We start from the raw sequence: 26,808 nt of genomic DNA, 5'->3' as shown, positions 1-26,808 counted from the left end.
CTGAATGCTCTCACCGGGCCGGGCATGTCCCTTGATGAGCAACTGATTCTTGTAGGTGGGCTGACCTTCATCGACAGGGGGGCCGTCTTCGGATTCGAGGACGTCATCCAGGCTCAGCTCGACGTCCTGTTTCACGGTAAAGGTGCGGGGCGGGTCGGTGATTTCGTTATCGTCGTAAAGCCCCTCGACGGTAAGACTGTAGGTGAGCGGGATCACATCAAGTTCGATTTCCCAGCATCCGGTCTCCTTGTGGGTGGGCGTGGTTGCCCCGGCGATGGGCTGGCCATGATTGCGCAACTGCACGCGTTTGCCGGGCCTGGCATAGCCTCTGACCGTTACCGTTTTATCGTAGGTGGATTTGCCCTCAAGGATCTCCCCCTTGGAGTCGAAGACGTGATCCAGGCTCAGCTTGACGTCCTTCAGCGCTTCAAAGAGATAGGGCGGTTCGGAAATTTCATTCTCGCCATAAAGCGCTTTGACTCTAAGGCTGTACGAACTGGGGGCGGACAACTCAAAATCGATTGTCCAGAGTCCGTCCTCCTCCCGGGCGATCCCTGTTGCTCCGTCGATAAGGGTGTCGTAATTGAGCAGTTGCACCTCTTTGCCGATCCAGGCATAGCCTTGGACCTTAGCCGTGTCGCTGTAGGTGGTATCTTTTTCAATGATAATCTCCCCGCGGGAATCGTAGACCCTAGCGAGGATCAGTTCTATATCCAATGCGACATGGAAGGTGAACACATCGGACTCTTTGCCATTGGCAGCCTTGATCTTGATCTTGTAGGTGCCAACGGTGAGTCCATCGAGGATGAGTTTGAACAAACCGAAAGAATCAACCGGGATTTTCCTGCCCGTGGATGTGTCGCCGTTGAACGCTTCAACTTCCATATCGGGAGGTGCGTTGCCGGTGAACTCCAGTGAGTCACCGGTGTAGTCATCGCCATCGTTAATCGGGCCATCTTTGCCAGTGACTACCTTGATGATCGGCGTCTCGGTCGCCAATTTGAATTCGTACGCATTCGAGCTATTTTGAGGTAGTTCTTGTTCGATGGCAGTAAGGTAAAAAAGCTTGAAATCCTGGTTGCTAAAGTCGAGTTGTTTGGTCCAGTTTCCTGACCCAGGAGTCTCCACATCACTGAGAGTGCGAAAATGATCGCGAATATTGAGTTTCCTGCCTGGGTCAGCCCGACCCTTCAATACCAGTATTGGGTCATAAGTGGTTTCTTTATGGGGAACGGGATTACCCTTGCTGTCCGTGATTGAATCGAAGGTTACTGTACCTGTAGTTTCATTCTGTGTGTCTGACGTAAGTGTTGAAGTATTCGGTGGTTTAGCAGTCATGATGATGACTCCGGGCATGAGAAGTGAATACGCCCGAGTGATTTAAACCCTGCACTGATAGCTTGCCTACTGTCATAAATAACAGGTGCGAGGTGTTTTCCGATCAATGGTCGGAAGTGCTTCGGCTGCCTGGTTCCGGCGGCCCGATCAATCGCCCCATCGCGCCGAATACACCCAGCTCCCGGATGATTTCCAGTTCCCCGGGTGTCTCGACCCTCTCGGCAATCAGCGGCAAATCAATGCTGTGGGTCGCGCGAAAGATCGCGTCGATGAACAGCCGTTTGTCAGGCTGCTCGTCGATATTGCGAATGTAGGCCCCATCGATTTTCAGGTACGCCAAGCCCAATTGGGTGAGGTTGCCGATCTGGCTGAAGCGCCCGCCGAAGTGTTGCAGGCCGATGCGATAACCGGTGTTCAGCAGGCTGTGGCTCAAACGCTGCAGTTCTTCGGGGGAGGGCAACTGGCGCTCGTCGATTTCCAGGGTCAGCAGCGGTGCCAGCTCCGGAAGGGAGTCGAGCAGGTCGAGGATTGTTCGCCATTGCACCGGATCGCGCAGGGTGCTCCCGTACAGGCTCAGTGCCAAGGGCCTGCGGTTGACCACCAGCTCGTCCAGCGTGGCTTCGAGCATGGCCAGGTCGAAGCGTATGGACCAGCCGAGACGCTCGATCCACGGCAGGAAATGCCCGGCGGCAATCGCTTCGCCCTGTGGGTCGAGCAGGCGTGCCAGCACTTTGTGATGCAGCACCTGGCGGGTGTCGGCGCATTGCACGACGGGCTGGAAGTACAACTGCATCTTGCCTTCGGTCAAGGCGTCGTCGATCCAGGTGCGCCAGTCGTGCTGGGAGTGATTCGGCGCGGTGTCATGGTGGCCCAGATATACCCAGGGTCGCTCGGGACGCTGCCGGGACTCGGTCAATGCCTGATCGAGGCGCAGCAGTACGTTGCCGATCGGCTCTCCGGGGCGATAGGCGACAACGCCCAGGTGGGCGACCGGCATGCAATCACTGGCGCCGGTCAGGCGCAGGTTCTCCAGGCTGATGCTGACATCGGCGGCCAGGCGCATGGCGCTTTCGGCGTCCAGGCCCGGGGTCAGTAGGCTGAATTCGCCACCGCGATTGCGCGCCGCCAGCCAGGTGCGACGTTCCGGCAATTGAGTCAGGCGCCTGAGCAGTTCGCCGGCGGCGCTGATCAGTGCGTCCGTTCGTTGGCCCCCCAGTCGCTGGTTGAGTCCGTTCAGGTCGTTGATCCGCAACATCAGCAGATGGCCATCGCGGCTCTGTTCGCACACTCTCAAGTGGTCGGCCAGTTGTTCGTCGAGCAGGCGCCGGTTGGCCAGGCCGGTAAGGCTGTCCAGATAGGATTCGGCCCGCAGCTTTTCGCTGCGCGCAGCTTCTTCGACGAACAGCGCCTTGAGCTTTTCGACCATCTGGTTCATGGCCAGCACCACCCGTTTCAGCTCCGGTGTGCGTGGCAGGTTGGGCAGGCTGAGAAACTCGCGTTTACTGATGGCTTCGGCTTGTCGGACCATGCTGTCGAGCGGGCGGAATTGCCTGCGCAGCATCCATCCTCCAATCACCGCACTGAGCAACCCGCATAACAGCAACCAGATCAGGCTGCCGAGGGTGCTGTCCCAGAGCTTGGCCAGGGCGAATTGCGGATTGCTCAGCACTTCGACCCGCGCCAGCTGTTCCCAGCCGCGCATGACCAAGGCGTCGCCACCCTCCGGGCGCAGGTTGACCAGGTTGACGAACCAGTCAGGCACGCCGTCGATTTTTGTCGGAGTGCTGCGCTCCACCAGGGTTTGCTGATCCTTGAGCCTGATCACGCGGATGCTGCTGAAATAGCCGCTGTCGAAAATCGAACTGACCATCAGCTCCATCATTGCCGGGTCATCGACCTGTGCCGTCAGCGACAGCCCCAGCGCGGTGGCCGCGTCCTGAGCGTGGGCGCGCAGCTGACTGAGCGTTTGCTCGCGGGAGCTTTCGAGGCTGGCAAAAAAACTGCCGCTGAACGCCACCAGCAGGAACAGGCAGATGGCCAGGAACAACTGTTTACGCAGTGTCATGTCTCGCTCCTTGCCATGGCGGTTAGCCGTCGCCGATGTCGAACCCTTCGCTCTGCATCTTTTTCAACACGTCCTGCCAGCGCGACAGCTTCTTCGAGTCGCTGCTGCGTTGGCCGCCGTTCTTGCCCGGCAGGTACAGGCCTTCGGCGTTGAAGGCGTACACCGGCAGCAAGTCTTTGCGTTGGGAGGCGGGGCGGATATCGCCAATCAGGTTGTCCAGCACCAGTGGATCGGCCGTGGGGGCGCTGTAGAACGTCAGCACCATGTGTGCCTGGTTCTGGCTCAGAGCCTTGACGTAGGTGATGCGCAGTTTTTCGCTGGGAAAACCGAGTCGGCGCAGGCTGAAATACTTCGCCAGCGCGTAGTCTTCGCAATCGGCGGCACCCTTGATCAGGGCTTCGACGGGCGTGGCCCAGTAATCGGTCTGTTGCCAGATGCGCGTGTCGTCCTGGAAATTCAACTGCTGATTGAAGAAGCGGTTCACCGCGTTGAGCTGCTCACGTTCGGGTGCGCCGCGTGCACTTTGCAGCATCTGACTCCACGCCTCGATCCGGTTGCGTGCCGGTCCCAGCGGGCCGTAGCGTTTTTCCACGGTTTGCAGGATCTGCGCAAAATCCCAGTCGGCCCGGACACCACTGAAAACGGTCAGTAGCAAAGCGGCCAGCAGCAACCAGCCGCCGAGCCGAAGTCGGAGCGCTGGCCATCCTGGACTACGCAGACTGCGGGCCATGTCTGGCTGCTCGAGTGTAGGTTCGTGGAGTTTAGGTGGAGATTTTGCAGGGGGAGGGCAGGTCGTCGGAGGAAGAGAGTTCGGCGGACGGCTTTTTGTGGCGAGGGGGCTTGCCCCCGTCCGGCTGCGCAGCAGTCGCAAAACAGGTGAGCGCGGTGTACCAGGTATATCTGGATTGAATGGTTTGGGGTTGCTTCGCAACCCAACGGGGGCAAGCCCCCTCACCACAAGGGTCCCGTGAGACTTCAGGTTTTGCGCAGGGTTTTTTGCCTGAGGATATAGATCGTCACCAGCACCGCACTGGTCAGCATGAACCCCCGTGCCCAAGGCAGCGGCACCAGATAGCAGGAGAACAGGATGCTCGCCCACATCAGGCCGATGGCGTAGACCTTGCCCTTGAGCGGAATGCCGTTGCCGTCGAGGTAATCGCGAATCCACGGACCCAGCCGTGGATGCTCTACCAGCCATTGATAGAAGCGCGGCGAACTGCGGGCAAAACAGGCGGCCGCCAGCAGCAGGAAGGGGGTGGTGGGCAATACCGGCAGGAAAATCCCGATGACCCCCAACGCTACGCTCAGCCAGCCGATGGCCAGCAGCACGTAGCGCAACATCAGGGGGCGGTTGCCTATGGGGTTGTCCATAGGCAGAACCTTAGTGGTGACGGGGTTTGAGAATCGCCGGTTTTTCGTCTGGCGCGTTGCACAGCAGGTACAGCGCGGTCAGGGCTTCCGGGATCTGCACGATCATGTCGTCCATCAGGTTGGCGTCGGCGGCAATGTCGGAGAACTCCGGTTGCTCGTCGAACAGGCCCGAACCGACCATGATCGGCAGCAGCATTTCGCTGACTTCGTCTTCGGCGGTTTCAAACCAGGCTTCTTCGCGCAGGAACACGCCCTCCATGAAACCGATGCACCAGCCGCGCAGTTCGGAATCGTCCGGGTCGTCGCCCAGGTCCAGGTCGCACGGCAACTCGAACTCCTCGTCGGAGGCCAGTTGACGGGCGATGTGGGCCTTGAGGCCGATCAGCGTGGCTTCGATCTCTTCGCGCTGGGCTTCGCCACTGTAATGCGGCTCTTCGGCGAACAGTGCGTCGATCCATTCACGGTCCGGGACCACTTCGGAACAGATCGACAGCGCAGTGAGGTAGCCGTGGGCGGCCACGTAGTCCAGCGCCTCGTCATGCAGTTCATCAGCGTCGAGGAAGACTTGCAGGCGGGTTAGTTGCTCAGCGAAGGACATTAAAGGACTACCTTGGGGAATGTTCGATGCGGGAATTCTAGGCCTTCTTGAGCGCTTGGGCCAGCCGCACGGCAAATGTGGGAGCGGGCTTGCTCGCGAAAGCGGTGGGTCAGTCAACGTAAATGTTGAATTTGAAGCCGCTTTCGCGAGCAAGCCCGCTCCCACAGATTGTATTGCGTGTCTTATCAGCGGTGCCCTTTGCCTGCCGGGGCTCGGGTATACTCGCGCGTTTTGTGATGCCCTGCTGGCTTCATGGCTGAAATGTGAAGCGTCATGCAATGCGCACTTACGATTTGTCGGTGCAGCGTCGCGGGTTCTGAACCAGCCTTGCAGGGATGTTTCGGTGATTTTTGGAGTTTCTATGCTCGAACAGGCTCAACGCGTCCTCAAGGACATCTTCGGCTACGACAGTTTCCGTGGCCGCCAGGGTGCAATCATTGAGCGCGTGGCCAGCGGTGGCGATGCCCTGGTCCTGATGCCTACCGGTGGCGGCAAGTCATTGTGTTTCCAGGTCCCGGCGTTGCTACGCGAAGGCCTGGCCGTGGTGGTCTCGCCGCTGATCGCACTGATGGACGACCAGGTCGCCACCCTCGAAGAGTTGGGCGTGGCCGCCGCCGCGTTGAACTCCACCCTCAGCGCCGAGCAGCAGCGCGACCTCGCCGCCCGCATCCGCCGCGGTGAAGTGAAAATGCTCTATCTGGCGCCGGAGCGTCTGGTCCAGCCGCGCATGCTGTCATTTCTGCAGGGACTTAACATTTCCCTGTTCGCCATCGACGAAGCCCACTGCGTGTCGCAATGGGGGCATGACTTCCGTCCGGAATACCTGCAACTGGGCCAGTTGGCGGAAATGTTCCCCGACGTGCCGCGCATCGCCCTGACCGCCACGGCCGACAAGCGCACCCGGGAAGAAATCGTCACCCGGCTGCACCTGCAAGACGCCGAGCGCTTCCTGTCGAGCTTCGACCGACCGAACATCTTTTATCGCATCGTGCCCAAGGAGCAGCCGCGCAAGCAGTTGCTGGCGTTCCTCGCCGAGCGCCGCAGCGATGCCGGCATCGTGTATTGCCTGTCGCGTAAGAAAGTCGAGGAAGTCGCCGCGTTCCTCAGCGAGCAAGGCTTCCCGGCGCTGCCGTACCACGCCGGTCTGCCCAACGATCTGCGGGCTTACCATCAGAAGCGCTTCCTCAACGAAGAAGGCCTGATCATGGTTGCCACCGTGGCGTTCGGCATGGGCATCGACAAGCCCAACGTGCGTTTTGTCGCGCATCTCGATTTGCCGAAATCCCTGGAAGCCTACTACCAGGAAACCGGCCGTGGCGGCCGTGATGGCCTGCCGGCAGACGCCTGGATGGCCTACGGCCTGCAAGACGTGGTGATGCTCAAGCAGATGCTGCAGAACTCCGAAGGCGACGAGCGCCACAAACGCCTGGAGCAGCACAAGCTCGACGCCATGCTTTCCCTGTGCGAAGAAACCCGCTGCCGTCGGCAAACGCTGCTGGCCTACTTCGACGAGGACATGCCCCAGCCTTGCGGTCATTGCGACAACTGCGTCGACGGCGTGCAGACCTGGGATGCCACCGAGCCCGCGCGGCAGGCGCTTTCGGCGATCTACCGCACCGGTCAGCGCTACGGCGTCGGACACCTGGTGGATGTATTGCTGGGCAAGGACAACGAAAAGGTCCGTAACTTCGGCCATCAGCATCTTTCGGTGTTTGGTGTCGGCAAGGCGATGGCAGAGGGCGAGTGGCGCTCGTTGTTCCGCCAACTGGTGGCCCGTGGTCTGGCCGACATCGACCTCGAAGGCTACGGTGGCTTGCGCCTGAGCGACAGTTGCCGGCCTCTGCTAAAGGGTGAGGTGACCCTGGAGTTGCGCCGCGATCTCAAGGCGCAGACCGTAGCGAAAAGCAGCAAGAGCCAAGCGAGCCAGCTGGTCCGGGGCGAGGAGCGCGAACAGTGGGAAGCCCTGCGCGCCCTGCGTCGCAAGCTCGCCGAAGAACACGGCGTGCCGCCGTATGTCATCTTCCCCGACTCGACCTTGCTGGAAATGCTGCGCAGCCAGCCGACCTCGCTGGCGCAAATGGCCACGGTCAGCGGAGTCGGCGCGCGCAAGCTGGAGCGTTACGGCGAGGCCTTCCTCGAAGTACTCGGCGGCCAGGTCGAGGCACCGAAAGCGGTGGCCGACGTGCGTCACGAATTGATCACGCTGGCGCGGGCCGGTATGACACCGGTGCAGATCGCCGGTCAGTTGCAGTGCTCGGAAAAGAACGTCTACACCATGCTGGCCGAAGCGATCGGCAAGCAGCAGTTGTCGCTGGAGCAGGCGCTGGATCTGCCTGAGGACCTGATGGGTGAAGTCCAGGACGCCTTCCTCGACGGCGAAGGCGAATTGCCGCCGGTTTCCGAGATCGCCGCGCTGTTCGCGGGCCGGGTACCGGAAGGGGTTTTGTACTGTGTTCGCGCTGCCTTGCAGTCGGAATTCGAGATTTGAGACATCTGTAGTGCTGATGTAACGATTCAGTACAGATCAAGCCTTGCCTCGGATCGAGGCTCATGCTTAGCTGACTAATAATTAGTTTTTATTTATTTCAGTCTGATCATGAGTGTTTTATGCCGTTAACCGATCAACACCGCTTTGGCATGCAATTGGCCCAGATGTCCCGTGGCTGGCGTGCCGAACTGGACCGCCGTCTGGCGGGCATGGGCTTGTCCCAGGCGCGCTGGCTGGTGCTGCTGCACCTGGCCCGTTTCGAAGAAGCTCCGACCCAACGGGAGCTGGCACAAAGCGTTGGCGTCGAAGGCCCGACCCTGGCCCGTTTGCTCGACAGTCTGGAAAGCCAGGGTCTGGTGCAACGCCAGGCGGTGCTGGAAGACCGTCGGGCGAAGAAAATCGTGCTCTGCGCCCCGGCGCTTCCCCTGATCGAACAAATTGAAACCATTGCCACGCAACTGCGTCACGAACTGTTCGAAGGCGTCGATGAGGCGGATTTGAAGGTGTGCATGCGGGTTCACGGGCACATCCTGGGCAACCTTGAAAAACCCTGAGGCATAACCGACTGCCAGGTTTTTGATAGACCGCATTGCGCAGACTATAAGAACTACTCGGCGATATCGTGTTCGTAACGGATGTACGAACGCGTACGGGTAGTTTTTGTAGATCTCAAGGATGCTCATGCTCAAGTGTTGGCGGTTGGTTTTGCGCGGTTGTTCACAGGGGTTGCTGGCTGGGGTGGCGATCACTTACTCGGCATGGGCTCCGGCGCTGGGCCTGGGTGAAATCACCCTGCATTCGGCGCTGAATCAACCGCTGCGTGCCGATATCGCCCTGTTGGATGCGGCTGGCCTGGAGGAGGGCGAGCTGTCGGTGAGCCTGGCATCGGCAGACGAGTTCAGCCGTGCCGGGGTCGACCGGGTCTTTTTCCTCGACAATCTGACATTCACTCCGGTCCTGCGCGGCAAGCGCAGCGTGATCCAGGTGACATCCAGCAAACCGGTCAATGAACCCTTCCTGAATTTCCTCGTGCAGCTCAATCAGCCCGGTGCCCGGTTATTGCGCGAGTACACGGTGCTGATCGATCCGCCGGGTTCGCCTGGCATTGTTGCCGCCACCGATGAACCGGTTTCCCATTCCCCGGCGTCTGCATTCCCCAGGGTTCAACCGGTCGAAACGCCGCCCCCCGTGGCAAGGACGACGCCAGCAACTGACGTCTCCATGGTTGATCCCGCTGTCGAACAACTGGCTGCCAGCACCCTGCAAAACCACCAGCTTCAATCCGCAGTCGATGACCTCAATGCGAAGCTGCAAAGCCAGGATGAGCTGATCGACGGCCAGAAACAGCAGTTGGCCGAGCTGCAAACCCAGCTGGCTGAGCTCAAGAAGGTTAAGGCGCAACCCATGGTTTCTGATGCAGTGGCACCGGCCCCCGCCATTGCTGAAACGCCCGGGGTTGGCTGGTTGCAGATTGCCGGAGTGTCGGCGTTGATGGGGTTGCTGGCGCTGGGCTGGTTTGTACGCCGTCGGCGCCAGCAGCATCAGGTCACGGATTCAGAGGCTCTGCCGTTGCCACTTGAGCCGTCGGCTGGGTTTTTTACCGAGCCAGTGATCTGGCCGCCCGTCACGCAATCGCCCACTGCCCAGCGCGACGGGGTGCCAGCCAATGATGAACTTGAGTGGGCCGACAACCGTCATTCCATCCCGGTCGCTGCTGCCGTGGCGGCGGCTCCGGGTTTGGCGATGTCCGGCGAATCCGCCACTGACGATGAGTACCGGCTCAACCTGGAGGAGCTGTCCATGGCGTCGAGTTGGGACGTGATCAGCCCAGGCGAGACCAGGCAGCCGGTTGCTCTGGCCATGATCGAGCCTGCGTTCGGGTTGGAGGCACAACCTGATCAGCCGACTCGACAGTCACCGGCCGGGCTATCATAGCGGCGTCGTCAAACCCTGGAGTCAAGCCCCATCATGACCGCCCACAAACCGGAAATCGTCATCACCTATTGCACGCAATGCCAGTGGCTGTTGCGTGCGGCCTGGCTGGCCCAGGAACTACTCAGCACCTTTGGTGACGACCTGGGCAAAGTCTCCCTGGTGCCGGGCACCGGCGGGGTCTTTCATGTGTTCTGTGACGCCGTGCAGATCTGGGAGCGCAAGGCGGACGGTGGCTTCCCGGAAGCCAAAGTGCTCAAGCAGCGGGTCCGCGACCGGATCGACCCGGACCGCGACCTGGGACACAACGACCGCACTCAGTGAGACGCCGCCTCGGCGGTAACGGCCTTCTTGCTCGAACTGCCTGAGAGCCTGCTGGATACCACTATTGCCACAATGATCAACGCACCTCCCAGCAACATGCGCAGGGTCGGGTTTTCGTTGAACAGCAGCCAGGCGACGGTGATGCCATAGACCGGCTCCAGGGCGAACACCACGGCGGCGGTGCGTGCCTTGATCACCGCCAGGCTGGCGACGAACAGACTGTGGGCGACACCGGTACAGAACACACCGAGCAGGCCGATCCACAGCCAGTCGATGGCGCGTACTTCACTCAGTTGAGGCGCCGCCACCGGCAGCAGGCACAGGGTAACCACCACGTTCTGGCACAGCGCGGCCTGCACGGGCGGGACGCGCCCGGAGCTGGCACGGTTGGTCAGCGACAGCAGGGCGAACAACAAGCCGGAACCCACGGCCCACAGCAAACCGGTGGTGGCGCCGCTGGCCAGGTCAAAATCAGGCGTGACCAGTACCAGGCCGACACTCACCAGCAGCACCAGCACAACCTCATTGGCGCGAATGCGCTCGCGGAAGATCAACCCTTCGAGGATCACGGTAAAGGCCGGGAAACTGGCGAAGCCGAGCGTTGCAATCGCCACGCCTGCGACTTTCACCGCAATGAAGAAACTCACCCAGTGTCCGGCGAGCAACAAGCCGCTGAGCAGCAGCCGACGCCAGTCCACGGCCTCGAGTTTCTGCCAGCGCGTCTGGCTGGCGAACCGTGCAAAAAACGCCAGCGCGAGCACGGCAAAAGCGGCACGGCCGAACACGATGATCGCCGGGGATGCGGCAGCCAGTTTGCCGAACACGCCGGTCAGGCCGAACATCAATGCGCCGATATGCAAGGCGCCAAGCGCGGTACGGGGAGTCATTGCAATCCTTGATGACAAACGAACAGAGGCCTCATTGAAGCGCGTAATGCCCCGTCAAGTCTGTCGGCAGACTAGCGTTTTTTGTCGCCAGCCTCGCGCCGCAGTTTCCCGGGCGACGCCCCGAACTCGCGCAGCACCGCCGCCGCGAAGGCACTCTGGGAGCTGTAGCCGACGCGGCTGGCAACCTCGCCGATGGGCAACGCCGAGTTGCGCAGCATGCCCACCGCGATGTGCAGCCGTCGGCTGCGGATGTAGTCCATCGGCGTCTGCCCGCATTCAGCCACGAACCGCGCATGCAGACGGGCACTGGAGAGGCCGGCCACCCGGGCCAGGTCGGCCACCTGCAGTGGGTACGCCGCGTACTGGTCGATGTGTGCATTCAGCGCGGCATAGGGCAGGCGCCGACCGCCGACGGTGTCGGGCCTGGCGTTGTTGAGGCTGGCCAGCAACAGCACCGCACCTTGTTGTGCGATCAGCGGATCCTCGACCGGACTGTTCGCCAGCCAGCTGACCAATTGGCTTTGCCCGGCGTCCAGGGGTAGGCGGCCGGCATTGTCGAGCAAGCGTCGGCTGGATTCGGCGTGATCGCCCAACGACTGCGAAACCCATTGTTCGCTGGGCACATCCAGCACCAGGCAGCGGCTGCCATTGGCGCTGCCGCACGCGTGATGCGCGCCGGAGGGCACCACCACGAAACTCTGCTGGACCACCTGGCTGCCACGGCCGTCGACCTCGAAATCCAGGGCGCCCGAAAGCCCGAACACCAGTTGCGCGTGGTCGTGGCTGTGGACGACCAGGTCGTGGCTGTATTGGCGCAGCGTGAGGATCGGTCTCATCGCGGGTCTCCCGGTTCAGGGCGTCAGTCTACACCGAGCCGGCCAACAAGCGTTGTCACAGGACTGACTTGACGCTGTCATGGACCATTAACCGGGCCGCGGCAGACTTGGCAAAACTTGCCAGAGGGTTGCCCATGACCAGCGCCGAGCTCGCCAAACCCACCCGTAAGCAACGCGTACGGACGCTATGGATTTCCGACGTGCATTTGGGCACCCGGGATTGCCAGGCTGAACACCTGTCGCAGTTTCTCAAGGGCTACCACGCAGACAAAATCTACCTGGTCGGCGACATCATCGACGGCTGGAAACTGCGCGGCGGCATGTATTGGCCGCAGGCGCACACCAACGTGATCCGTCGCCTGCTGACCATGAGCAAGCGTGGCACCGAGGTGATCTACGTCACCGGCAACCACGACGAGTTCCTGCGCCGCTATTCGAAGCTGATCCTGGGCAATATCCAGTTAGTGGACGAAGCCGTGCACGTCACCGCCGACGGCCGGCATCTGCTGGTGATCCATGGCGACCAGTTCGATGTGATCACCCGTTATCATCGCTGGCTGGCCTTTCTCGGTGACTCGGCCTACGAATTCACCCTGACCCTCAACCGCTGGCTCAATCATTGGCGCGCGCGATATGGTTACGGCTACTGGTCGCTGTCGGCCTACCTCAAGCACAAGGTGAAAACCGCGGTCAGCTTCATCAGCGACTTCGAAGAAGCCATCGCTCATGAATGCGTCAAGCGCGAGCTGCACGGCGTGGTGTGCGGGCACATTCACCATGCCGAGATTCGCAAGGTGGGCGAGGTGGATTATCTCAATTGCGGCGACTGGGTAGAGTCGTGCACGGCGCTGATCGAGCATTGGGATGGTTCGATCGAGTTGTACCGGTTGGCGGATGCCCAGGCGCGGGAGGCGCAGATGAAGGCGACGAAAGTTGCCGAGTTGGCCTGACAGTCATTTGGTGTTTGTACTGGCCTCTTCGCGGGCAAGTCGGATCGCCGCACCGCCGCTCCCACAGTGGGCGAAGGTGAGCACAAAACTTGTGGTCGCCAGATAACCCTGTGGGAGCGGGCTTGCCCGCGAATGGACCGCGCAGCGGTCCTGTCAGGCTGGCGAGTGTTCTTCCATCGCCGCCTTGTAGATCGAGTTTCTGGGGTGCGCAAACAACCGCTCCATCATCGGCTCGAAAAAGCTCAATGGCAGCGTGTCGTACGCCGGATCAAACGCCGCCGCATCGTATTTGGCACAGAATTCGATGGTCGCCTGGTATTGCGGATGGTCCTGGAACTGCTCACGCAGATGCCGATCCATGCCCAGGTAATGAAAAAAGTAGTAGCCCTGGAAAATCCCGTGCTTTTCCACCATCCACAGGTTCTCGGCGCTGACGAACGGCTTGAGGATCGCTGCGGCGATGTCCGGGTGGTTGTAGGAACCCAGGGTGTCGCCGATGTCATGGAGCAGGGCGCAGACCACGTATTCTTCGTCGCGACCATCACGAAAGGCGCGGGTGGCGGTTTGCAGGGAATGGGTCAGGCGATCCACCGGGAATCCGCCAAAATCACCCTCCAGCAACTTCAGGTGCGCCACGATCCTTGTCGGCAATTGTCGCGCGTAGGCAGTGAAGTCTGCGGCGATGATCGCCCAGTCTTCCTGTGTGCCGTCCTTCATGTGGGTGAAGCGGGCATTGGCATTCATAGGCAACTCTCTTGTGACGGATGTTCTCTAGAACGGAACGCGCCCCAGCACCATGTCCCGGTACATGACAAAATCGCCGAGCAGGCTGTAGAAGGGGTGTTGGAACGTTGCCGGGCGGTTCTTCTCGAAGAAAAAATGCCCGACCCAGGCAAAGCTGTAGCCCGCCACAGGCAGGGCCCACAACAGCATCCAGGCTCCGCGACCAACGGTCAGCGCCAGTATCAAGATAACCAGCGTCGTGCCGATAAAATGCAATCGGCGGCAGGTACTGTTGCTGTGCTCGCTGAGGTAGTAAGGGTAAAACTCAGCAAAGCTGTTGAAGCGCTTGATGTTTTCCACGACTGCGATCTCTGTGGTTATTGTTCTGACTGCAAGTTGTTCTGCGGGTAGCTTATTTGAGTCTAGAGTGATCATTGGCATCAGGCAGTGACAATAGGCGCCACTTTAATATCCTTCGGTCAATAGCCGTCGCATGCGGCTCACCATGTAAGAAAACGCCATGAGCGAACGAACGACTTCTGCAAGCTGGGCGATGGGGATTGTCAAAGCGCTGGAAATGGACGGCCTGGATTGCCGGGTTCTGTTCAAACAGCTGGGACTCGACTACGCAGCACTGGATGATCCGGATGCTCGCTTTCCGCAGGACTCCATGACACGGCTGTGGCAACGCGCGGTCGAACTGTCCGGCAACCCGGCCATCGGCCTGAACATGGGCAAGGTGGTGCGACCGGCGCAGTTCCATGTGACCGGTTACGCCTTGATGTCCAGCCAGACACTGGCCGAAGGTTTTCAGCGTCTGGTGCGCTATCAGCGGATCATCGCCGAAAGTGCCGACCTGAGTTTCCAACTGCTGGACGAAGGCTACGCGCTGATTCTGACGGTGCATGGCGACCACTTGCCGCCGACCCGGCAGAGCGCCGAGGCATCACTGGCCTGCGCCCTGGCGCTGTGCAGCTGGTTGACCGGGCGTACGCTGCATCCACGCAAAGTGCTGCTGCAAGGCGCCGAACCGGCCAATCCGGAACCCTATAAACAAGCTTTCCATGCACCGCTGGTGTTCAATGCGCCTTACGATGCGCTGATTTTCGAGCGTTCGGACATGGAAGCGCCCTTGCCGACGGCCAACGAAGCCATGGCGTTGCTGCATGACCGCTTTGCCGGCGAGTACCTGGCGCGCTTTTCCGAAAGCCGCGTGACGCACAAGGCGCGGCAGGTGTTGTGCCGCCTGTTGCCCCAGGGCGAGCCCAAGCGCGACACCGTGGCGCAGACGCTGCATCTTTCCCAGCGCACCTTGCAACGGCGCTTGCAGGAAGAGGGCACGAGTTTTCAGGCGCTGCTGGACGATACCCGGCGCGAACTGGCCGAGCAGTACCTGGCGCAACCGAACATGACCTTGCTGGAAATCGCCTACTTGCTGGGGTTCGCCGATCCGAGCAACTTCTTCCGCGCTTTCCGCCGCTGGTTCGATGCCACACCCGGCGAGTACCGGATGCGGCTGATGCAGGCACCTGAAGCGGTCAATGACGCCAAAATGCCGGAATACACAGCACAAACACAGTGATGATCTCCAGTCGGCCGAGCAGCATGCCGAACGACAGAATCCACTTGGCGGCATCCGGCAGGGTCGCGAAGTTACCGGCCGGGCCGATGGTCTCACCGAGCCCCGGGCCGACACCGGACACGGTACTGGCCGCGCCGGTGAGGGCGGTCATCCAGTCCACGCCGAGCAGCGACAGCAGCAGCGCAATCACACAGATGGTGATCGCAAAGAAGAACGAAAAGGTCAGGATCGAACGCACGATTTCTTCGTCGAGGCGGTGACCGTTGTACTTCTGCTTGATCACCGCGCGCGGATGAATCAGCTGGTTAAGGTTGGCCTTGAGCAGGATATAGGCCACCTGGAAGCGGAAAATCTTGATACCGCCCGCGGTCGAGCCGGAGCAACCGCCGACAAACCCCAGATAGAAAAACAGCATCAGCGAGAAATTACCCCAGAGGCTGTAGTCCCCCAGTGCAAAACCGGTGGTGGTCACTACCGAGGTCACGTTCAGCGCCACATGCCGCAACGCCTCCAGCCAATGCAGCTGGGTCGTCCACCAGTACCAGGTGCCGAGTACCAGCCAGGTCACCAGCAACATGCCGAGCAGGCCTTGAACCTGTTCATCCTTGATCAGCGCCCGACGGTTACCCCGCAACGTGGCGACATACAGGGTAAACGGCAGGGCGCCGAGAATCATGACGACGATCGCGACCCAATGCACCGCAGGCTCCGGCCACTTGGCCAAAGACTGGTCGGAGGTCGAGAAGCCACCGGTGGAAATCGCCGACATCGCATGGTTGATCGCGTCGAACAGGCTCATCCCGGCCCACCAGAACGCCAGGCTGCCGACAATGGTAATGCCGACGTAGGTCGCCACGATCAGGCGCGCCACCATGTGCGAGCGGGGCATGACTTTTTCCGAGCGGTCCGACGATTCGGTCTGGAACAGCCGCATGCCGCCGATGCGCAGCAGCGGCAGAATCGCCACCGCCATGCCGATGAAGCCGATGCCGCCGAGCCAGTGCAGCAACGAGCGCCACATCAGGATGCCGGGGGACATGGTGTCCAGGCCACTGAGTACGGTTGCGCCAGTGGCGGTAATGCCGGACATGCTTTCGAAGAACGAGTCGGTGTAGCTGATGTTTTGGGTCAGCAGGAACGGCAGCGCGGCGAAGATGCACACCACCAGCCAACTGCTGACGGTCAGCAGGTACATGTCCCGGGGGCGCAGGTGCACGTGCTCGGGGCGCCCCGGAATCACCAGCGCCAAACCGGCGACAAAGGTGATCATGCTGGCCCAGAGGAACGACGGCAGATCGCTGGTGCGCTCGAAAATGACCAGCGTGGCCATGGGGATGACCATGGAGATCGCCAGCGTGATCAGGAAGATGCCGATGATGAAACCAATGATCCGTAAGGTCGGCAACGCCATGAGGTCCGCTCGGCTGATAGAGGAAAGGGCGCCATTCTACCTGTGAGGCAGGGCATGTAAACCGGCACTGCTGCGGCAGTTACAGCTAGAATAGCCGCACAAATTTTTCAGGAGGTGGCCGATGCAGGCTCTCGACGCTTTGCTCAACCGTGTTTCCGTTCCGCGACTGATTGACCCTGCACCGACTGCCGAGCAGCGCGAGGTGCTGTTCGGCGCCGCCATGCGCGCCCCGGATCACGGTCACTTGCAGCCTTGGCGCTTCCTGACGGTGGAAGGCGCGGCACGTGAGCAAATGGGCGAGCTGCTGGTCGAAGCGGCGAAATTGCAGGACGGCGAAGTCAGCGAAGCGGCCATCGACAAGGCGCGCAATAATCCGCTGCGGGCGCCGTTGGTGGTGGTGGTGATTGCGCGGTTGCAGGATCACGTCAAGTATCCGAAGTCCGAGCAGTTGCTGGCGGCGGGCTGTGCGGCCCACGGGATCTTGCTGGCGGCCTATGCGCAGGGCATTGGCGCGGTGTGGCGTACCGGTGACCTGGCGTACTCGCCTCATGTGGCCAAGGGTTTGGGCCTGGCGGAGGGGGAAGAGGTGATTGCTTTCCTGTACCTGGGCACCCCGCAGAAAGAACCGCGGGTGGCCGAGAAGGTCGACCTGGCCGAGTTTGTCAGCGAATGGTCCGGGAAGGTCTGACACCGCAGACCTGTGGGAGCGAGCTTGCTCGCGATAGCGGCAGTACATTTAACATTGAAGTGACTGAAAAACCGCCATCGCGAGCAAGCTCGCTCCCACAGTAGATCTGTGTCATTCAGAGTTGGGGGGACAGCCTCAGGGCTGTACGACAGCCCCCGGCACCAACGGCAATTCCAGGCTGGCAATGAACCCGCCTTCAGGGTGATTGGCCAGCACCAGGCTGCCGCCATGGCGCTCCGCCGCTCGCCGGGCGATCGCCAGGCCCAGGCCGTGTCCGGCCGCGGTCTGCCCCGGTGCCCGATAGAACGGCTCACCGAGCTGGCTCAAATATTCGGCACTGACCCCCGGTCCATGATCGCGCACGGTCACGACGATCCGCTCACCTTGGCGCAGTGCCTGCATTTCGATCGGCAGGCCACCCACCGGATTGAAACGCTGGGCATTGCGCAGCAAGTTGTCGACGGCCCGCTCGATCATGGTCGGCCAGCCCTTCAGATTCAGTTGCGACTCGGCTTCGAGGTGGACGAGCTGCTCGGGTGAACCGAGTTGAGCATCCTTCTGCAAGGTATTGAGCAAGGCATTCAGGTCCACCTCTTCGGCACTGGCGTTATCGGAGTCGACCCGCGCCAGCACCAGGATTTCGCTGATCAGCGCTTCCAGTCTGTCGCATTCCCGGGTCAGGCGCGGCCATAACTGTTCCCGTTCCTGTGGGCCGGCCCGTTCGGCGAGCGCCAGCGCGATACGCAGACGGGCCAGGGGCGAGCGCAGTTCGTGGGAGACATCGCGCAGCAGTTGCCGCTGGCTGCCAATCAGACTCTGCAGGCGCGCACCCATGCGGTTGAAGTCATTGGCCAGGACGCCAAACTCATCACGACGGTTGGCCAGCTTGACCAGGCTGTTCTGTTGATACGTGGTTTGTCCCAGGTCATGCACCGCTCCGCGCAGACGGCTAAGCGGGCGAGTGATGGAAAAGGTCACCAGCAGGCTGAACAGGGTCAGCACCACCAGGGCGATTCCCAGGGCACTGAGCGGCCAGAGCAGGCTCTCGCGGTGCCAGGCGTCCAGTTCCGGGTGTGGAATGCGGTAGATGAACAGGAAGGTGTCACCGGTCTTTTCGCTGGTGAACTCATCGGTCAGACGCCGCCATGGCAGGCGCCGGTCATCATTGTTCTGGCGCGCCTCAAAGGCCGCCGCACGTCTGGGGAAGGTGCCGCGTACCACCGGATCGCCGCTCTCGTTGAGCACCTGAACGTCGATGTGATATTGGCGTTTGCGCTGCTGGAGAATGTCCTGGGCGGCGTCTTCGCCCTGACTTTCGTAAGTCTGCGTCCACTGTTCGGGCAGCGTGTTGAGGCCCGGGTGGCGGCTGAGAATCCATGCGTCCTGGTTGAGCATGTGCCCGAGCAGGATGGAAAGCCCTGCAACCAGAGCGATGGCCAGCCAGAAGCTGGCCAGGATACGCCAGAACAATGAACGCACGGGAAATCCTCAAACAAACGCAACTAATGTGGGAGCGAGCTTGCTCGCGATTGCGTCGGCACATTCAACATCAATGTGACTGAAAGAACGCCATCGCGAGCAAGCTCGCTCCCACAGTGATTGGTGTGGTGTCAGACCCAACGGTATTGAGCCGTCGGGTCCAAGTTCAGCGCATTATTGCGCTTTTTGCGGCTGTTGCGCTTTCCAGGCCTTGAACTCGGCCCACTCTGCGCGACGTTCAGCCTGTTTTTTCTGGATCTCGTCGAATTTCTTCTGTTGATCCGGTTTCAGCACCGCACGCACATCGGCTTCGGCTTTCTGGTGCTTGGCGGCCATTTCGTCTTTCATGGCTTTCTGGTCGGCTGGCGAGAGTTTCTCCAGGTATTTATCGACCAGTTGCTTACGCTCGTGCATCTGCTCGCCCATGATCTTGCGGATCTGCTCGCGCTGTTCGCGGCTCAGGTCCAGTTGGCTGTAGGGGCCTTTGCCGTGCATGCCGTGCATCTGACCGCCGTGGCGCGAACCGTCCATCGGCCCACCCATGGGGCCTGCGCCTTCAGGCATGGCCATGGCCACGGTCGGCAGGGCAGCGGCGAACATCAGAGCGATAAGAGTCTTGCGCATGGTGAATCTCCTTGTCTCGTTCCCGGTACGTTCCGGATGAGTGCAGATTACGCAGATCAAGGTCAGCGGCGGTCAGCGAAGGGTAAAGCTTGGGTAAAGACGATTTCCCGCCGACCTGACAAAACTCCCGACCTGTAGGGACCGTATGTCGTCAGGGTTCAGAGGCTGTAGTAGTAGCCGCGGCTGCGCAGGGCCACGATGCGCGGACGGCCATCGGGGTGTGGGCCGATCTTCTTGCGCAGGTTGCTGACGTGCATGTCCAGGCTGCGGTCGTACAGGGTCAGCTTGCGGCCGAGGGCAATCTGCGCCAGTTCCTGTTTGTCGAGGGGTTCGCCGGGCTGCTTGAGCAGGGCTTCCAGCAGGCGGCTTTCGGAAACGGTGAGGGTGAACTCCTGCTCGTCGATGCTGACCACGCCGCGCCCCGGGCTGAAACACAGGTCGCCCAGTTCCAGCTGGCTGGACACCGCTGCCGGGTGGCTGCGGCGCAGGACGGCGCGCAGGCGGGCGGTCAGTTCCCGTGGATCGCAGGGTTTGGCCAGGTAATCGTCGGCGCCCAGTTCCAGGCCGAGGATACGGTCCAGGGGCTCGCCCCGGGCCGAGAGCATCAGCACCGGCAGATCCGGGTGATCGCTGCGCAACTGCTTGAGCAGCTCCAGGCCGCTGCCATCGGGCAACATCACATCCAGTACCACGGCCGCCGGAGCGGTTTCGGCCAGCGCACGGCGTGCGCTCTGGCCGTCGTGGCAGGCTCGTACCTGAAACCCTTCCTGGCTCAGCCAACTGCTCAGGAGCTCACACAGCTCCTGGTCATCATCAATCAGTAACAGCTCGCTCATGACTCACTCAATTTAGCCATTGTCGACGTTTTCGACTTGCTCCACTGGCGAAGATACCGCAGAGCAGCGCCAATAGCGCTACCCCGGCGCCAATGACAAACCATTGTTGCTGGTCGGTCAGCAAACGTGGCAGCGGACTGCTGGCCTGGGCTTCCTTGAGTTGCAGCTTCAAGCGCTGATTCTCCTGGCGCAACCGGGCCAGCAGCGGGCTTTCGCGTTCGCCATCGACAGTTTGCAATTGCTTGTTCAGTTCTTCCCGTTGCCGTTCGCTTTCTTTCAAGCGTTGCTGCAGCTCGGTGATCTGGCTGCCGGCGCTCAAGGAAAGCGGCGTCGAGTTTCCACCCTCGGCGTATTCTTCACCGTGGGCGGGCGCCACGATCGACAACGTGACCAACATCAGACACAACGGACCCTTGCGCATCGCGACTCCTGATTCCAATACGAGTATTGGGCAAGTTGTCGGCCGATAAACAGGAATAATGAGCGATTGAGAACGCGATGAACCGACAAGGTTCACCGCGTGGGGGAATTGTTACGGCAGGACTTGCTTGAACGGCTTGACCAGAACGTTGGCGTAGACGCCTGCGGCGATGTACGGATCGGCGTCGGCCCAGGCCTGGGCGGCGCCCAGGGAATCGAACTCGGCGACGATCAGGCTGCCGGTGAAACCCGCCGCGCCCGGATCATTGCTGTCGACGGCCGGGTGCGGGCCGGCCAATACGATGCGACCTTCGCCCTTGAGCGCTTGCAGGCGCTCGAGGTGCGCAGGCCGTGCGGCCAGGCGGGCTTCCAGGGAGTTGGCGACGTCTGTGGCAATGATTGCGTAAAGCATGTCAGTCCTCGGTTTTTGGCGTAGTGGTGTCGGCATCGTGCAGGTGGCGGGACAGGTAAATGCCCTGGCCGACCAGGAACAGCAAAGTCATGCCCAGGCTGCCGAAGACCTTGAAGTCGACCCAGTAGCTCTGGAAGGTGAACGCGACAAACAGGTTGGCGGCACCGCAAAACAGGAAGAAGGCGATCCAGGCGATGTTCAGGCGTGTCCAGACCGGTTCCGGCAAGGTCAGCGCGTGGCCCATGATGCGTTTGATCAGCAGGCTGTCACCGACGAAGTGGCTGCCGATGAACGCCAGGGCGAACAGCCAGTTGACCACCGGGGCTTTCCACTTGAGGAACGTCTCGCTGTGGAAGGCCAGGGTCAGGCTGCCGAAGACCAGGCAGGCGATCAGGGTCAGCCATTGGCTCTTCTCCAGCTTGCGCTGCTTGATGAACAGTGTGCCGTAGACCACCAGGGAACTGACGATCAGCATCGCGGTGGCGCTGTAGATACCGCCTACAGTGAGCTCATGGCCGGCGATGTCGACGACCCGTGGATCGATTTTGAAGACGATGAAAAACAGCAGGAGCGGGATGAAATCGATGAATTGTTTCACAGTGGCAGCCAGAAGCAGGATGTGGCGGCATAATAACAAACATATGGGCGCGCGATAGCGCCAGCTGAATTGAGGTTACAAAGCCCTGTGAATGTTGATTTGCACTGCCATAGCACGGCCTCCGATGGCGCCCTGGCGCCTGCGGTTCTGGTGGCGCGGGCGTTCGAGAAAGGCGTGCGAGTCCTGGCCTTGACCGATCACGACACCCTTGAGGGCCTCGACGAGGCCCGGCACGCGGCTACCGCGTTAGGGATGCAACTGGTCAATGGCGTCGAATTGTCCTGTACCTGGGGCGGCGCGACCATTCATGTGCTGGGCTACGGTTTTGACGTGAACGCCGCGCCGTTGGTCGAGGCCATCGCCAGATTGCATGATGGCCGCTGGCTACGCTCCGAGGAAATCAGCCGCAAACTGGCGCTCAAAGGCATGCCGGGGGCGTTGGATGGCGCCCGGGAGATCCAGCAGGCGCTGGGCGACAGCGGAAACGCGCCGGCCCGCCCGCATTTCGCCGACTGGATGGTGCGAGAAGGTTTCGTCAAGGATCGCGCCGAGGCGTTCCGCAAATGGCTGGGTGCCGGCAAGCTGGGCGACGTCAAGCAACACTGGCCGACCCTGGAAGAAACCGTCGAAACCCTGCGTGCGGCCAAGGCCTGGGTCAGCCTGGCACACCCCTGGCACTACGAATTCACTCGAAGCAAGCGACGTCGCCTGATTGCCGACTATATTCAAGCAGGGGGCCACGCCATCGAAGTGGTCAATGGTTACCAGCCTGCCGAACAAGTGGGCAGCCTGGCCATTCTGGCCCGCGAGTTCGGTCTGCTGGTCAGCGCCGGCAGTGATTTTCATGGCCCCGGAGGCTGGTCGGAGATCGGTGAATACCGGCCACTCCCGGAGGATCTGCCACCGCTATGGTGTCGATTCAAACATGACCCAGTTATTGCCGCCGTCTGAACAGGTAGAGAATGTGAGTCAATTTTTCCAGATTCATCCGGAAAACCCGCAAGCGCGCCTGATCAAACAGGCCGTCGAGATCATCCGCAAGGGCGGGGTGGTGATTTATCCCACAGACTCTTCCTACGCCATTGGTTGCCAGATCGGCGACAAGGTGGCTGTGGAGCGCGTGCGACGTTTGCGCGGGCTGGATGAGAAGCACAACTTCGCGCTGATTTGCTGTGATCTGTCGCAACTGGGCCTGTTCGCCAAGATCGACACCGGCACTTTCCGCCTGCTCAAGGCCCACTTGCCGGGCCCGTACACCTTCATTCTCAACGCCACCCGCGAAGTACCGCGACTGTTGCTGCATCCGAAAAAACGCACCATTGGCCTGCGGGTGCCCAGCCATCCGATTGCCCTGGCATTGCTGGAGCAGCTCGGCGAGCCGTTGATGAGCGTGAGTCTGATCATGCCCGGTGAAACCGACCCGATGTATGACCCCCACGAAATGCGCCAGTTGCTTGAACACCAGGTCGACCTGATCATCGATGGCGGCTTTGGCGGGATCAAGGCGTCCACCGTGATAAACCTCGCCGACGGCGAACCGGAAGTCATCCGCGTCGGTTGCGGCGACCCTGCGCCGTTCATGGTCGAGGCCTAGATGTCCGCAGTAGAACCCGTCGACAGTCAGGCCGGAGCCCAGCAGGAACTGCCCTTTGCCATGGTCTATGGCCAGGCGGTCATGGAAATGCCGCTGGACCTGTACATCCCGCCGGATGCCCTCGAGGTCTTCCTCGAAGCCTTCGAAGGCCCCCTCGACCTGCTGCTGTACCTGATCCGTAAACAGAACATCAACATCCTCGACATCCCGGTGGCGGAGATCACCCGCCAGTACATGGGCTACGTCGAGTTGATGCAGTCGGTGCGCCTGGAACTGGCCGCCGAGTACCTGGTGATGGCCGCGATGCTGGCCGAGATCAAGTCGCGGATGCTGCTGCCGCGGGCCGAAACCGTCGAAGACGAAGAGGACGACCCGCGCGCCGAACTGATCCGCCGCTTGCAGGAGTACGAGCGTTTCAAGGCCGCCGCCGAAGGCATTGATGGCCTGAGCCGCGTCGGTCGCGACGTGGTGGTGCCCAAACTCGACGCCCCGGAGGCCCGGGCTCGCAAGTTGTTGCCGGACGTGCGCCTGTCCGAGTTGCTGTTGTCCATGGCCGAGGTATTGCGCCGTGGCGACATGTTCGAAAGCCATCAGGTCAGCCGCGAGGCGCTGTCTACCCGGGAGCGCATGAGCGATGTGCTGGAGCGCCTCAAGGGCGGCGGTTTCGTGCCGTTTGTCGAGCTGTTCACCGCTGAAGAGGGGCGCCTTGGCGTGGTGGTGACCTTTATGGCGATCCTTGAACTGGTCAAGGAATCCCTGGTCGAGCTGGTGCAGAATGAGCCATTTGCCGCGATCCACGTGCGAGCCCGAGCCGAATAACGAGTCGAAACATGAACCTGACTGAACCCCGTGACCTGGCACCCTTGCTTGAAGCCTTTCTGTTGGCCTCGGGAAAGCCGCAATCCCTGGAAAGCCTGTTCGAGCTTTTCGAGGAGGGCGAGCGCCCGGAACCGCCGGTCTTCAAGAAGGCCTTGACGATTCTCGCCAAGTCTTGCGATGGCCGCGCGTTTGAACTCAAGGAGGTGGCCTCGGGGTATCGCCTGCAAATTCGCGAGAAATTTGCGCCGTGGGTCGGGCGTCTGTGGGAGGAGCGCCCGCAGCGTTATTCCCGCGCCATGCTCGAAACCATGGCCCTGATCGCCTATCGCCAGCCGATCACCCGCGGCGAAATCGAAGACGTGCGGGGCGTGGCGGTCAACAGCAACATCGTCAAGACCTTGATGGAGCGTGAGTGGATCCGCATCGTCGGCTACCGCGACGTACCCGGCAAACCGGCGATGTTCGCCACCACCAAGGCGTTCCTCGATCACTTCAACCTGAAAAACCTCGACGACTTGCCACCGCTGGCGGAACTGCGCGAGCTGGAACCGGACCCGGTGCTCGATTTCGACGACGCCCCCGTACCCGCCGGGTTGCAAGAGCTGGCCGACGCCAGCGCGGAACCGGAAGAGCCGAAGGAAGAAACCAGTTTCCACACGCTGTTGCTGGAGCTGGACAGCATGGAGGAGGGGATCAAGACCGACTTCGATGATCTGTTGCGTGATGGCGCGGTGACTGAGTTTGATTCGGGGCAGCCCGACATCGAGTCTGAGCCTGAAGGTGCCCGGATCGAGACTTTGCCTGAGCCTGAGCCGGAAATGGAACCGGAGCAGGAAGACGATATCCTCGGCGTGGCCGAGGCCCGGGAAAAACTGCTGGCTGCCGTGGCTGCCCTCGAACAGCCGAAACCCGAGCCGGAACTGTCGGACGAAGAGGCCGAAGCCCTCGCTCTGGCCGAAGCCATCGAAGCCGAACGCCGTCAGTTCGAAGACTGATCGCAATGTCTGCGACCACCAAAGATCCCTGTGGGAGCGGGCTTGCCCGCGAATGCGGTGGGTCAGCCAATAAATATGCCGACTGACACGCCCTCTTCGCGGGCAAGCCCGCTCCCACAGGGGGATGTGTTCACCATAAGGCTGCGGGTCACCGTTCGGCGCAAAAACCAATAACCTTGCCGTGATGAGCTAGTCTGTGATGCGCAATCGTCCGCATGCGCGTATGATTCGCGACCCTTCGGCGATCCCTTCGCCAAAGTACCCAGATTTCAGACCACACCGGGAGGTGCCCAGATGAGTATCAAAGACCAGCAAGACGACCAGCCAATCGGCCCAGCAGGCGAAAAACTGCAGAAAGTCCTCGCCCGTATCGGCGTCGGCTCGCGCCGTGACGTGGAAGCCTGGATCAGCCACGGCCGCATCAAGGTCAACGGCAAAGACGCCACCCTTGGCCAGCGCGTCGACATGCACGACGCCATCACCATCGATGGCAAGGTGATCAAGCGTGAAGAGGCCGCCGAATCGGTGCGCCGCGTGATCATGTACAACAAACCCGACGGCGAAATCTGCACCCGTGTCGATCCGGAAGGCCGCCCGACCGTGTTCGACAAGATGCCGCGTCCGAAAGAAGGTCGCTGGATCAACATCGGTCGCCTGGACATCAACACCACCGGTCTGCTGATGTTCACCACCGACGGAGAGCTGGCCAACCGCCTGATGCACCCTTCCTACGAAATGGACCGTGAATACGCGGTACGTGTGCGTGGCGAAGTCGATGACGAGATGATCGAGCGCCTGAAGGCGGGTGTTGTCCTTGAAGATGGCCCGGCCAAGTTCACCGACATCAAGCAGGCGCCAGGCGGTGAAGGTTTCAACCACTGGTACCACTGCGTGGTCATGGAAGGTCGTAACCGCGAAGTTCGTCGCCTGTGGGAATCCCAGGGCCTGGTGGTCAGCCGTCTGAAGCGCGTGCGTTTCGGTCCGGTGTTCCTCAACTCCGACCTGCCGATGGGCCGCTGGCGCGAAATGAGCCAGTACGAAGTCGACATTCTGAGTGCCGAGGTCGGCCTGACGCCGGTCGCGATGCCGCAGATGAACGCCAAGAGCAAAGACAAGCTTGACCGTATGCAGCGCAAGTCGTCGCGGCCGATGGCCAAGACCGAGCGTGTGCGTACCCTGCGTCCAGCCGCTGGAGGTCCTGCCGCTCCTGTTGCTCCACGTGCCAGCCGCGAGCCGCAGATCGAAGGCGAGCGTCCAGGGCGCAAGCCTGCTGCGCGCCAGGACGGCGAACGCGGTCCACGCACGCCCCGTCCGGCCAATGGCCGTACCGAGCGTGGCGAAGGTCGTGGTACGCCGGTAGCCGACCGCCCGGCCGACACCAAGCGCCCGGCCAAGCCGGCGCCGAAGCGTCCGGGGATCAAGCTGGTCGACGGTGACACGCCATCGGGCAAGCGCCGTGGCGCACCGGCCGGTTCCGGCCAGCGTCCGGGCTTTGGTCGTCGCAAGCCGGAATAATCGGCTGAGCGCTTGATAAAAAACGCCAACCTTCGGGTTGGCGTTTTTTTTTGGCTGGCTTTAGCGATGGGGTGTTTTCAAGGGCCTCTTCGCGGGCAAGCCCGCTCCCACAGGAGACCGGGTTGTTCTGGAGAAATGCGTTCCACTGTGGGAGCGGGCTTGCCCGCGAAAGCGCCAGTCGCCGCACCGAGCCGTCCGAAGTGGAAAGTCAGAATTACGCCCTGTAAAGAAAACCTGACGAAATTCACAGATTAATCCCGTGAAATCGTCCTTCGTCGAATGCCGTAAGAAAATTCTTACGCATCAATACCTTCCTACGCTCT

Annotated in this window: 28 protein-coding genes; 12 read left to right on the top strand and 16 right to left on the bottom strand. The window is 61.1% G+C overall.

The features are described from left to right. The 5 genes from KW841_RS09485 to KW841_RS09465 all read right to left on the bottom strand — a co-directional run. Positions 1–1,338, bottom strand: a 1,338-nt coding sequence (locus KW841_RS09485; protein WP_218475446.1) for a hypothetical protein, incomplete at its 3' end; no start/stop codon positions are given. Positions 1,339–1,441: 103 nt separating this feature from the next. Continuing rightward, positions 1,442–3,403 (bottom strand): cyclic di-GMP receptor LapD, encoded by a 1,962-nt coding sequence (gene lapD, locus KW841_RS09480; RefSeq protein WP_218475443.1) that lies wholly within the window; start codon positions 3,401–3,403, stop codon positions 1,442–1,444. Positions 3,404–3,425: 22 nt separating this feature from the next. After that, on the bottom strand, positions 3,426–4,133 hold the full coding sequence (lapG, locus tag KW841_RS09475) for a cysteine protease LapG (RefSeq protein WP_218475441.1): 708 nt from the start codon (positions 4,131–4,133) through the stop codon (positions 3,426–3,428). 245 nt (positions 4,134–4,378) lie between these two features. Further along, positions 4,379–4,774: a YbaN family protein gene (locus KW841_RS09470; RefSeq protein WP_218475439.1), complete on the bottom strand. Its 396-nt coding sequence runs from the start codon at positions 4,772–4,774 to the stop codon at positions 4,379–4,381. 10 nt (positions 4,775–4,784) lie between these two features. Beyond that, positions 4,785–5,372 carry a YecA family protein gene (locus KW841_RS09465; protein ID WP_007975277.1) on the bottom strand — a complete coding sequence of 196 codons (588 nt, stop codon included), beginning with the start codon at positions 5,370–5,372 and terminating at the stop codon, positions 4,785–4,787. Positions 5,373–5,733: 361 nt separating this feature from the next. On the opposite strand from KW841_RS09465, the gene recQ reads away from it, so the two are divergent. From recQ to KW841_RS09445, 4 genes are all read left to right on the top strand, one after another. After that, a complete protein-coding gene (gene recQ, locus KW841_RS09460; protein ID WP_218475437.1) occupies positions 5,734–7,860 on the top strand; it encodes a DNA helicase RecQ in 2,127 nt (708 codons plus the stop codon). A gap of 119 nt (positions 7,861–7,979) precedes the next feature. Beyond that, positions 7,980–8,414 (top strand): MarR family transcriptional regulator, encoded by a 435-nt coding sequence (locus KW841_RS09455; protein ID WP_102699486.1) that lies wholly within the window; start codon positions 7,980–7,982, stop codon positions 8,412–8,414. A 127-nt stretch (positions 8,415–8,541) separates the two neighbouring features. Then, positions 8,542–9,795, top strand: coding sequence for a hypothetical protein (locus KW841_RS09450; protein ID WP_218475435.1), 1,254 nt, complete (start codon positions 8,542–8,544; stop codon positions 9,793–9,795). 33 nt (positions 9,796–9,828) lie between these two features. Beyond that, a complete protein-coding gene (locus tag KW841_RS09445) occupies positions 9,829–10,116 on the top strand; it encodes a SelT/SelW/SelH family protein (RefSeq protein WP_007975281.1) in 288 nt (95 codons plus the stop codon). On the opposite strand, the gene KW841_RS09440 is transcribed toward KW841_RS09445, so the two are convergent. Next, on the bottom strand, positions 10,110–11,003 hold the full coding sequence (locus tag KW841_RS09440; protein WP_218475432.1) for a DMT family transporter: 894 nt from the start codon (positions 11,001–11,003) through the stop codon (positions 10,110–10,112). The two genes, KW841_RS09445 and KW841_RS09440, sit on opposite strands and share 7 nt — an antisense overlap. Before the next feature lie 71 nt (positions 11,004–11,074). Continuing rightward, on the bottom strand, positions 11,075–11,839 hold the full coding sequence (locus KW841_RS09435; RefSeq protein ID WP_218475430.1) for an AraC family transcriptional regulator: 765 nt from the start codon (positions 11,837–11,839) through the stop codon (positions 11,075–11,077). A gap of 134 nt (positions 11,840–11,973) precedes the next feature. Here KW841_RS09435 and KW841_RS09430 point away from each other — a divergent pair, with 134 nt between their 5' ends. Next, positions 11,974–12,789: a UDP-2,3-diacylglucosamine diphosphatase gene (locus tag KW841_RS09430; protein ID WP_218475427.1), complete on the top strand. Its 816-nt coding sequence runs from the start codon at positions 11,974–11,976 to the stop codon at positions 12,787–12,789. Between the two features lie 153 nt (positions 12,790–12,942). On the opposite strand, the gene KW841_RS09425 is transcribed toward KW841_RS09430, so the two are convergent. Continuing rightward, the gene (locus KW841_RS09425) at positions 12,943–13,533 is read right to left on the bottom strand and encodes an HD domain-containing protein (RefSeq protein WP_218475425.1); all 591 of its coding nucleotides are present in this window, start codon (positions 13,531–13,533) and stop codon (positions 12,943–12,945) included. Positions 13,534–13,560: 27 nt separating this feature from the next. After that, positions 13,561–13,872, bottom strand: coding sequence for a DUF962 domain-containing protein (locus KW841_RS09420; RefSeq protein WP_007975287.1), 312 nt, complete (start codon positions 13,870–13,872; stop codon positions 13,561–13,563). A 160-nt stretch (positions 13,873–14,032) separates the two neighbouring features. On the opposite strand from KW841_RS09420, the gene KW841_RS09415 reads away from it, so the two are divergent. Beyond that, positions 14,033–15,094: an AraC family transcriptional regulator gene (locus KW841_RS09415; protein WP_218475423.1), complete on the top strand. Its 1,062-nt coding sequence runs from the start codon at positions 14,033–14,035 to the stop codon at positions 15,092–15,094. Here the strand turns inward: KW841_RS09415 and KW841_RS09410 are convergent. Further along, on the bottom strand, positions 15,051–16,505 hold the full coding sequence (locus KW841_RS09410; RefSeq protein ID WP_218475421.1) for a TrkH family potassium uptake protein: 1,455 nt from the start codon (positions 16,503–16,505) through the stop codon (positions 15,051–15,053). The genes KW841_RS09415 and KW841_RS09410 overlap by 44 nt on opposite strands. Before the next feature lie 121 nt (positions 16,506–16,626). Here KW841_RS09410 and KW841_RS09405 point away from each other — a divergent pair, with 121 nt between their 5' ends. After that, a complete protein-coding gene (locus KW841_RS09405; RefSeq protein ID WP_102699477.1) occupies positions 16,627–17,193 on the top strand; it encodes an NAD(P)H nitroreductase in 567 nt (188 codons plus the stop codon). A gap of 135 nt (positions 17,194–17,328) precedes the next feature. Here the strand turns inward: KW841_RS09405 and KW841_RS09400 are convergent, their stop codons facing one another. The 6 genes from KW841_RS09400 to KW841_RS09375 form a co-directional block, all read right to left on the bottom strand. Then, positions 17,329–18,672 carry a HAMP domain-containing sensor histidine kinase gene (locus tag KW841_RS09400; protein ID WP_218475419.1) on the bottom strand — a complete coding sequence of 448 codons (1,344 nt, stop codon included), beginning with the start codon at positions 18,670–18,672 and terminating at the stop codon, positions 17,329–17,331. A 174-nt stretch (positions 18,673–18,846) separates the two neighbouring features. Beyond that, on the bottom strand, positions 18,847–19,296 hold the full coding sequence (locus tag KW841_RS09395; protein ID WP_218475416.1) for a Spy/CpxP family protein refolding chaperone: 450 nt from the start codon (positions 19,294–19,296) through the stop codon (positions 18,847–18,849). A gap of 158 nt (positions 19,297–19,454) precedes the next feature. After that, positions 19,455–20,132, bottom strand: a complete 678-nt coding sequence (locus tag KW841_RS09390; protein WP_218475411.1) for a response regulator transcription factor — start codon at positions 20,130–20,132, stop codon at positions 19,455–19,457. 7 nt (positions 20,133–20,139) lie between these two features. Beyond that, the gene (locus KW841_RS09385) at positions 20,140–20,553 is read right to left on the bottom strand and encodes a translation initiation factor 2 (RefSeq protein WP_102699474.1); all 414 of its coding nucleotides are present in this window, start codon (positions 20,551–20,553) and stop codon (positions 20,140–20,142) included. Positions 20,554–20,664: 111 nt separating this feature from the next. Next, positions 20,665–20,964: a YciI family protein gene (locus tag KW841_RS09380; protein ID WP_102699473.1), complete on the bottom strand. Its 300-nt coding sequence runs from the start codon at positions 20,962–20,964 to the stop codon at positions 20,665–20,667. Position 20,965: 1 nt separating this feature from the next. Then, a complete protein-coding gene (locus KW841_RS09375) occupies positions 20,966–21,562 on the bottom strand; it encodes a septation protein A (protein ID WP_102699472.1) in 597 nt (198 codons plus the stop codon). Between the two features lie 87 nt (positions 21,563–21,649). On the opposite strand from KW841_RS09375, the gene KW841_RS09370 reads away from it, so the two are divergent. From KW841_RS09370 to rluB, 5 genes are all read left to right on the top strand, one after another. Then, complete coding sequence (locus tag KW841_RS09370; RefSeq protein WP_102699471.1) at positions 21,650–22,513, top strand: PHP domain-containing protein; 864 nt, start codon at positions 21,650–21,652, stop codon at positions 22,511–22,513. A 13-nt stretch (positions 22,514–22,526) separates the two neighbouring features. After that, positions 22,527–23,156, top strand: coding sequence for an L-threonylcarbamoyladenylate synthase (locus KW841_RS09365; RefSeq protein WP_033047950.1), 630 nt, complete (start codon positions 22,527–22,529; stop codon positions 23,154–23,156). Positions 23,157–23,216: 60 nt separating this feature from the next. Beyond that, positions 23,217–23,975 (top strand): ScpA family protein, encoded by a 759-nt coding sequence (locus KW841_RS09360; protein WP_173862173.1) that lies wholly within the window; start codon positions 23,217–23,219, stop codon positions 23,973–23,975. A gap of 11 nt (positions 23,976–23,986) precedes the next feature. Further along, the gene (gene scpB / locus KW841_RS09355) at positions 23,987–24,970 is read left to right on the top strand and encodes an SMC-Scp complex subunit ScpB (protein WP_218475408.1); all 984 of its coding nucleotides are present in this window, start codon (positions 23,987–23,989) and stop codon (positions 24,968–24,970) included. Between the two features lie 294 nt (positions 24,971–25,264). Beyond that, on the top strand, positions 25,265–26,485 hold the full coding sequence (gene rluB / locus KW841_RS09350; protein ID WP_218475406.1) for a 23S rRNA pseudouridine(2605) synthase RluB: 1,221 nt from the start codon (positions 25,265–25,267) through the stop codon (positions 26,483–26,485). The last annotated feature ends 323 nt before the right edge of the window (positions 26,486–26,808 follow it).

The organism is Pseudomonas sp. PDM28 (assembly GCF_019219115.1).
GTDB classification, from domain to species: Bacteria; Pseudomonadota; Gammaproteobacteria; order Pseudomonadales; family Pseudomonadaceae; genus Aquipseudomonas; species Aquipseudomonas laurylsulfatiphila.
This window is presented reverse-complemented; position numbering and strand designations above follow the sequence as displayed.

Excerpts from the sequence above, each read along its gene's own strand:
- KW841_RS09445 (WP_007975281.1), top strand. The coding sequence starts at position 9,829 with ATGACCGCCCACAAACCGGAAATCGTCATCACCTATTGCACGCAATGC.
- KW841_RS09430 (WP_218475427.1), top strand. The coding sequence starts at position 11,974 with ATGACCAGCGCCGAGCTCGCCAAACCCACCCGTAAGCAACGCGTACGG.
- KW841_RS09450 (WP_218475435.1), top strand. The coding sequence starts at position 8,542 with ATGCTCAAGTGTTGGCGGTTGGTTTTGCGCGGTTGTTCACAGGGGTTG.
- rluB (WP_218475406.1), top strand. The coding sequence starts at position 25,265 with ATGAGTATCAAAGACCAGCAAGACGACCAGCCAATCGGCCCAGCAGGC.
- KW841_RS09440 (WP_218475432.1), bottom strand. The coding sequence starts at position 11,003 with ATGACTCCCCGTACCGCGCTTGGCGCCTTGCATATCGGCGCATTGATG.
- lapG (WP_218475441.1), bottom strand. The coding sequence starts at position 4,133 with ATGGCCCGCAGTCTGCGTAGTCCAGGATGGCCAGCGCTCCGACTTCGG.
- KW841_RS09405 (WP_102699477.1), top strand. The coding sequence starts at position 16,627 with ATGCAGGCTCTCGACGCTTTGCTCAACCGTGTTTCCGTTCCGCGACTG.
- KW841_RS09435 (WP_218475430.1), bottom strand. The coding sequence starts at position 11,839 with ATGAGACCGATCCTCACGCTGCGCCAATACAGCCACGACCTGGTCGTC.
- KW841_RS09360 (WP_173862173.1), top strand. The coding sequence starts at position 23,217 with ATGGTCTATGGCCAGGCGGTCATGGAAATGCCGCTGGACCTGTACATC.
- KW841_RS09465 (WP_007975277.1), bottom strand. The coding sequence starts at position 5,372 with ATGTCCTTCGCTGAGCAACTAACCCGCCTGCAAGTCTTCCTCGACGCT.
- KW841_RS09470 (WP_218475439.1), bottom strand. The coding sequence starts at position 4,774 with ATGGACAACCCCATAGGCAACCGCCCCCTGATGTTGCGCTACGTGCTG.
- KW841_RS09390 (WP_218475411.1), bottom strand. The coding sequence starts at position 20,132 with ATGAGCGAGCTGTTACTGATTGATGATGACCAGGAGCTGTGTGAGCTC.
- KW841_RS09380 (WP_102699473.1), bottom strand. The coding sequence starts at position 20,964 with ATGCTTTACGCAATCATTGCCACAGACGTCGCCAACTCCCTGGAAGCC.
- KW841_RS09425 (WP_218475425.1), bottom strand. The coding sequence starts at position 13,533 with ATGAATGCCAATGCCCGCTTCACCCACATGAAGGACGGCACACAGGAA.
- KW841_RS09395 (WP_218475416.1), bottom strand. The coding sequence starts at position 19,296 with ATGCGCAAGACTCTTATCGCTCTGATGTTCGCCGCTGCCCTGCCGACC.
- recQ (WP_218475437.1), top strand. The coding sequence starts at position 5,734 with ATGCTCGAACAGGCTCAACGCGTCCTCAAGGACATCTTCGGCTACGAC.
- scpB (WP_218475408.1), top strand. The coding sequence starts at position 23,987 with ATGAACCTGACTGAACCCCGTGACCTGGCACCCTTGCTTGAAGCCTTT.
- KW841_RS09455 (WP_102699486.1), top strand. The coding sequence starts at position 7,980 with ATGCCGTTAACCGATCAACACCGCTTTGGCATGCAATTGGCCCAGATG.
- KW841_RS09410 (WP_218475421.1), bottom strand. The coding sequence starts at position 16,505 with ATGGCGTTGCCGACCTTACGGATCATTGGTTTCATCATCGGCATCTTC.
- KW841_RS09415 (WP_218475423.1), top strand. The coding sequence starts at position 14,033 with ATGAGCGAACGAACGACTTCTGCAAGCTGGGCGATGGGGATTGTCAAA.
- KW841_RS09385 (WP_102699474.1), bottom strand. The coding sequence starts at position 20,553 with ATGCGCAAGGGTCCGTTGTGTCTGATGTTGGTCACGTTGTCGATCGTG.
- lapD (WP_218475443.1), bottom strand. The coding sequence starts at position 3,403 with ATGACACTGCGTAAACAGTTGTTCCTGGCCATCTGCCTGTTCCTGCTG.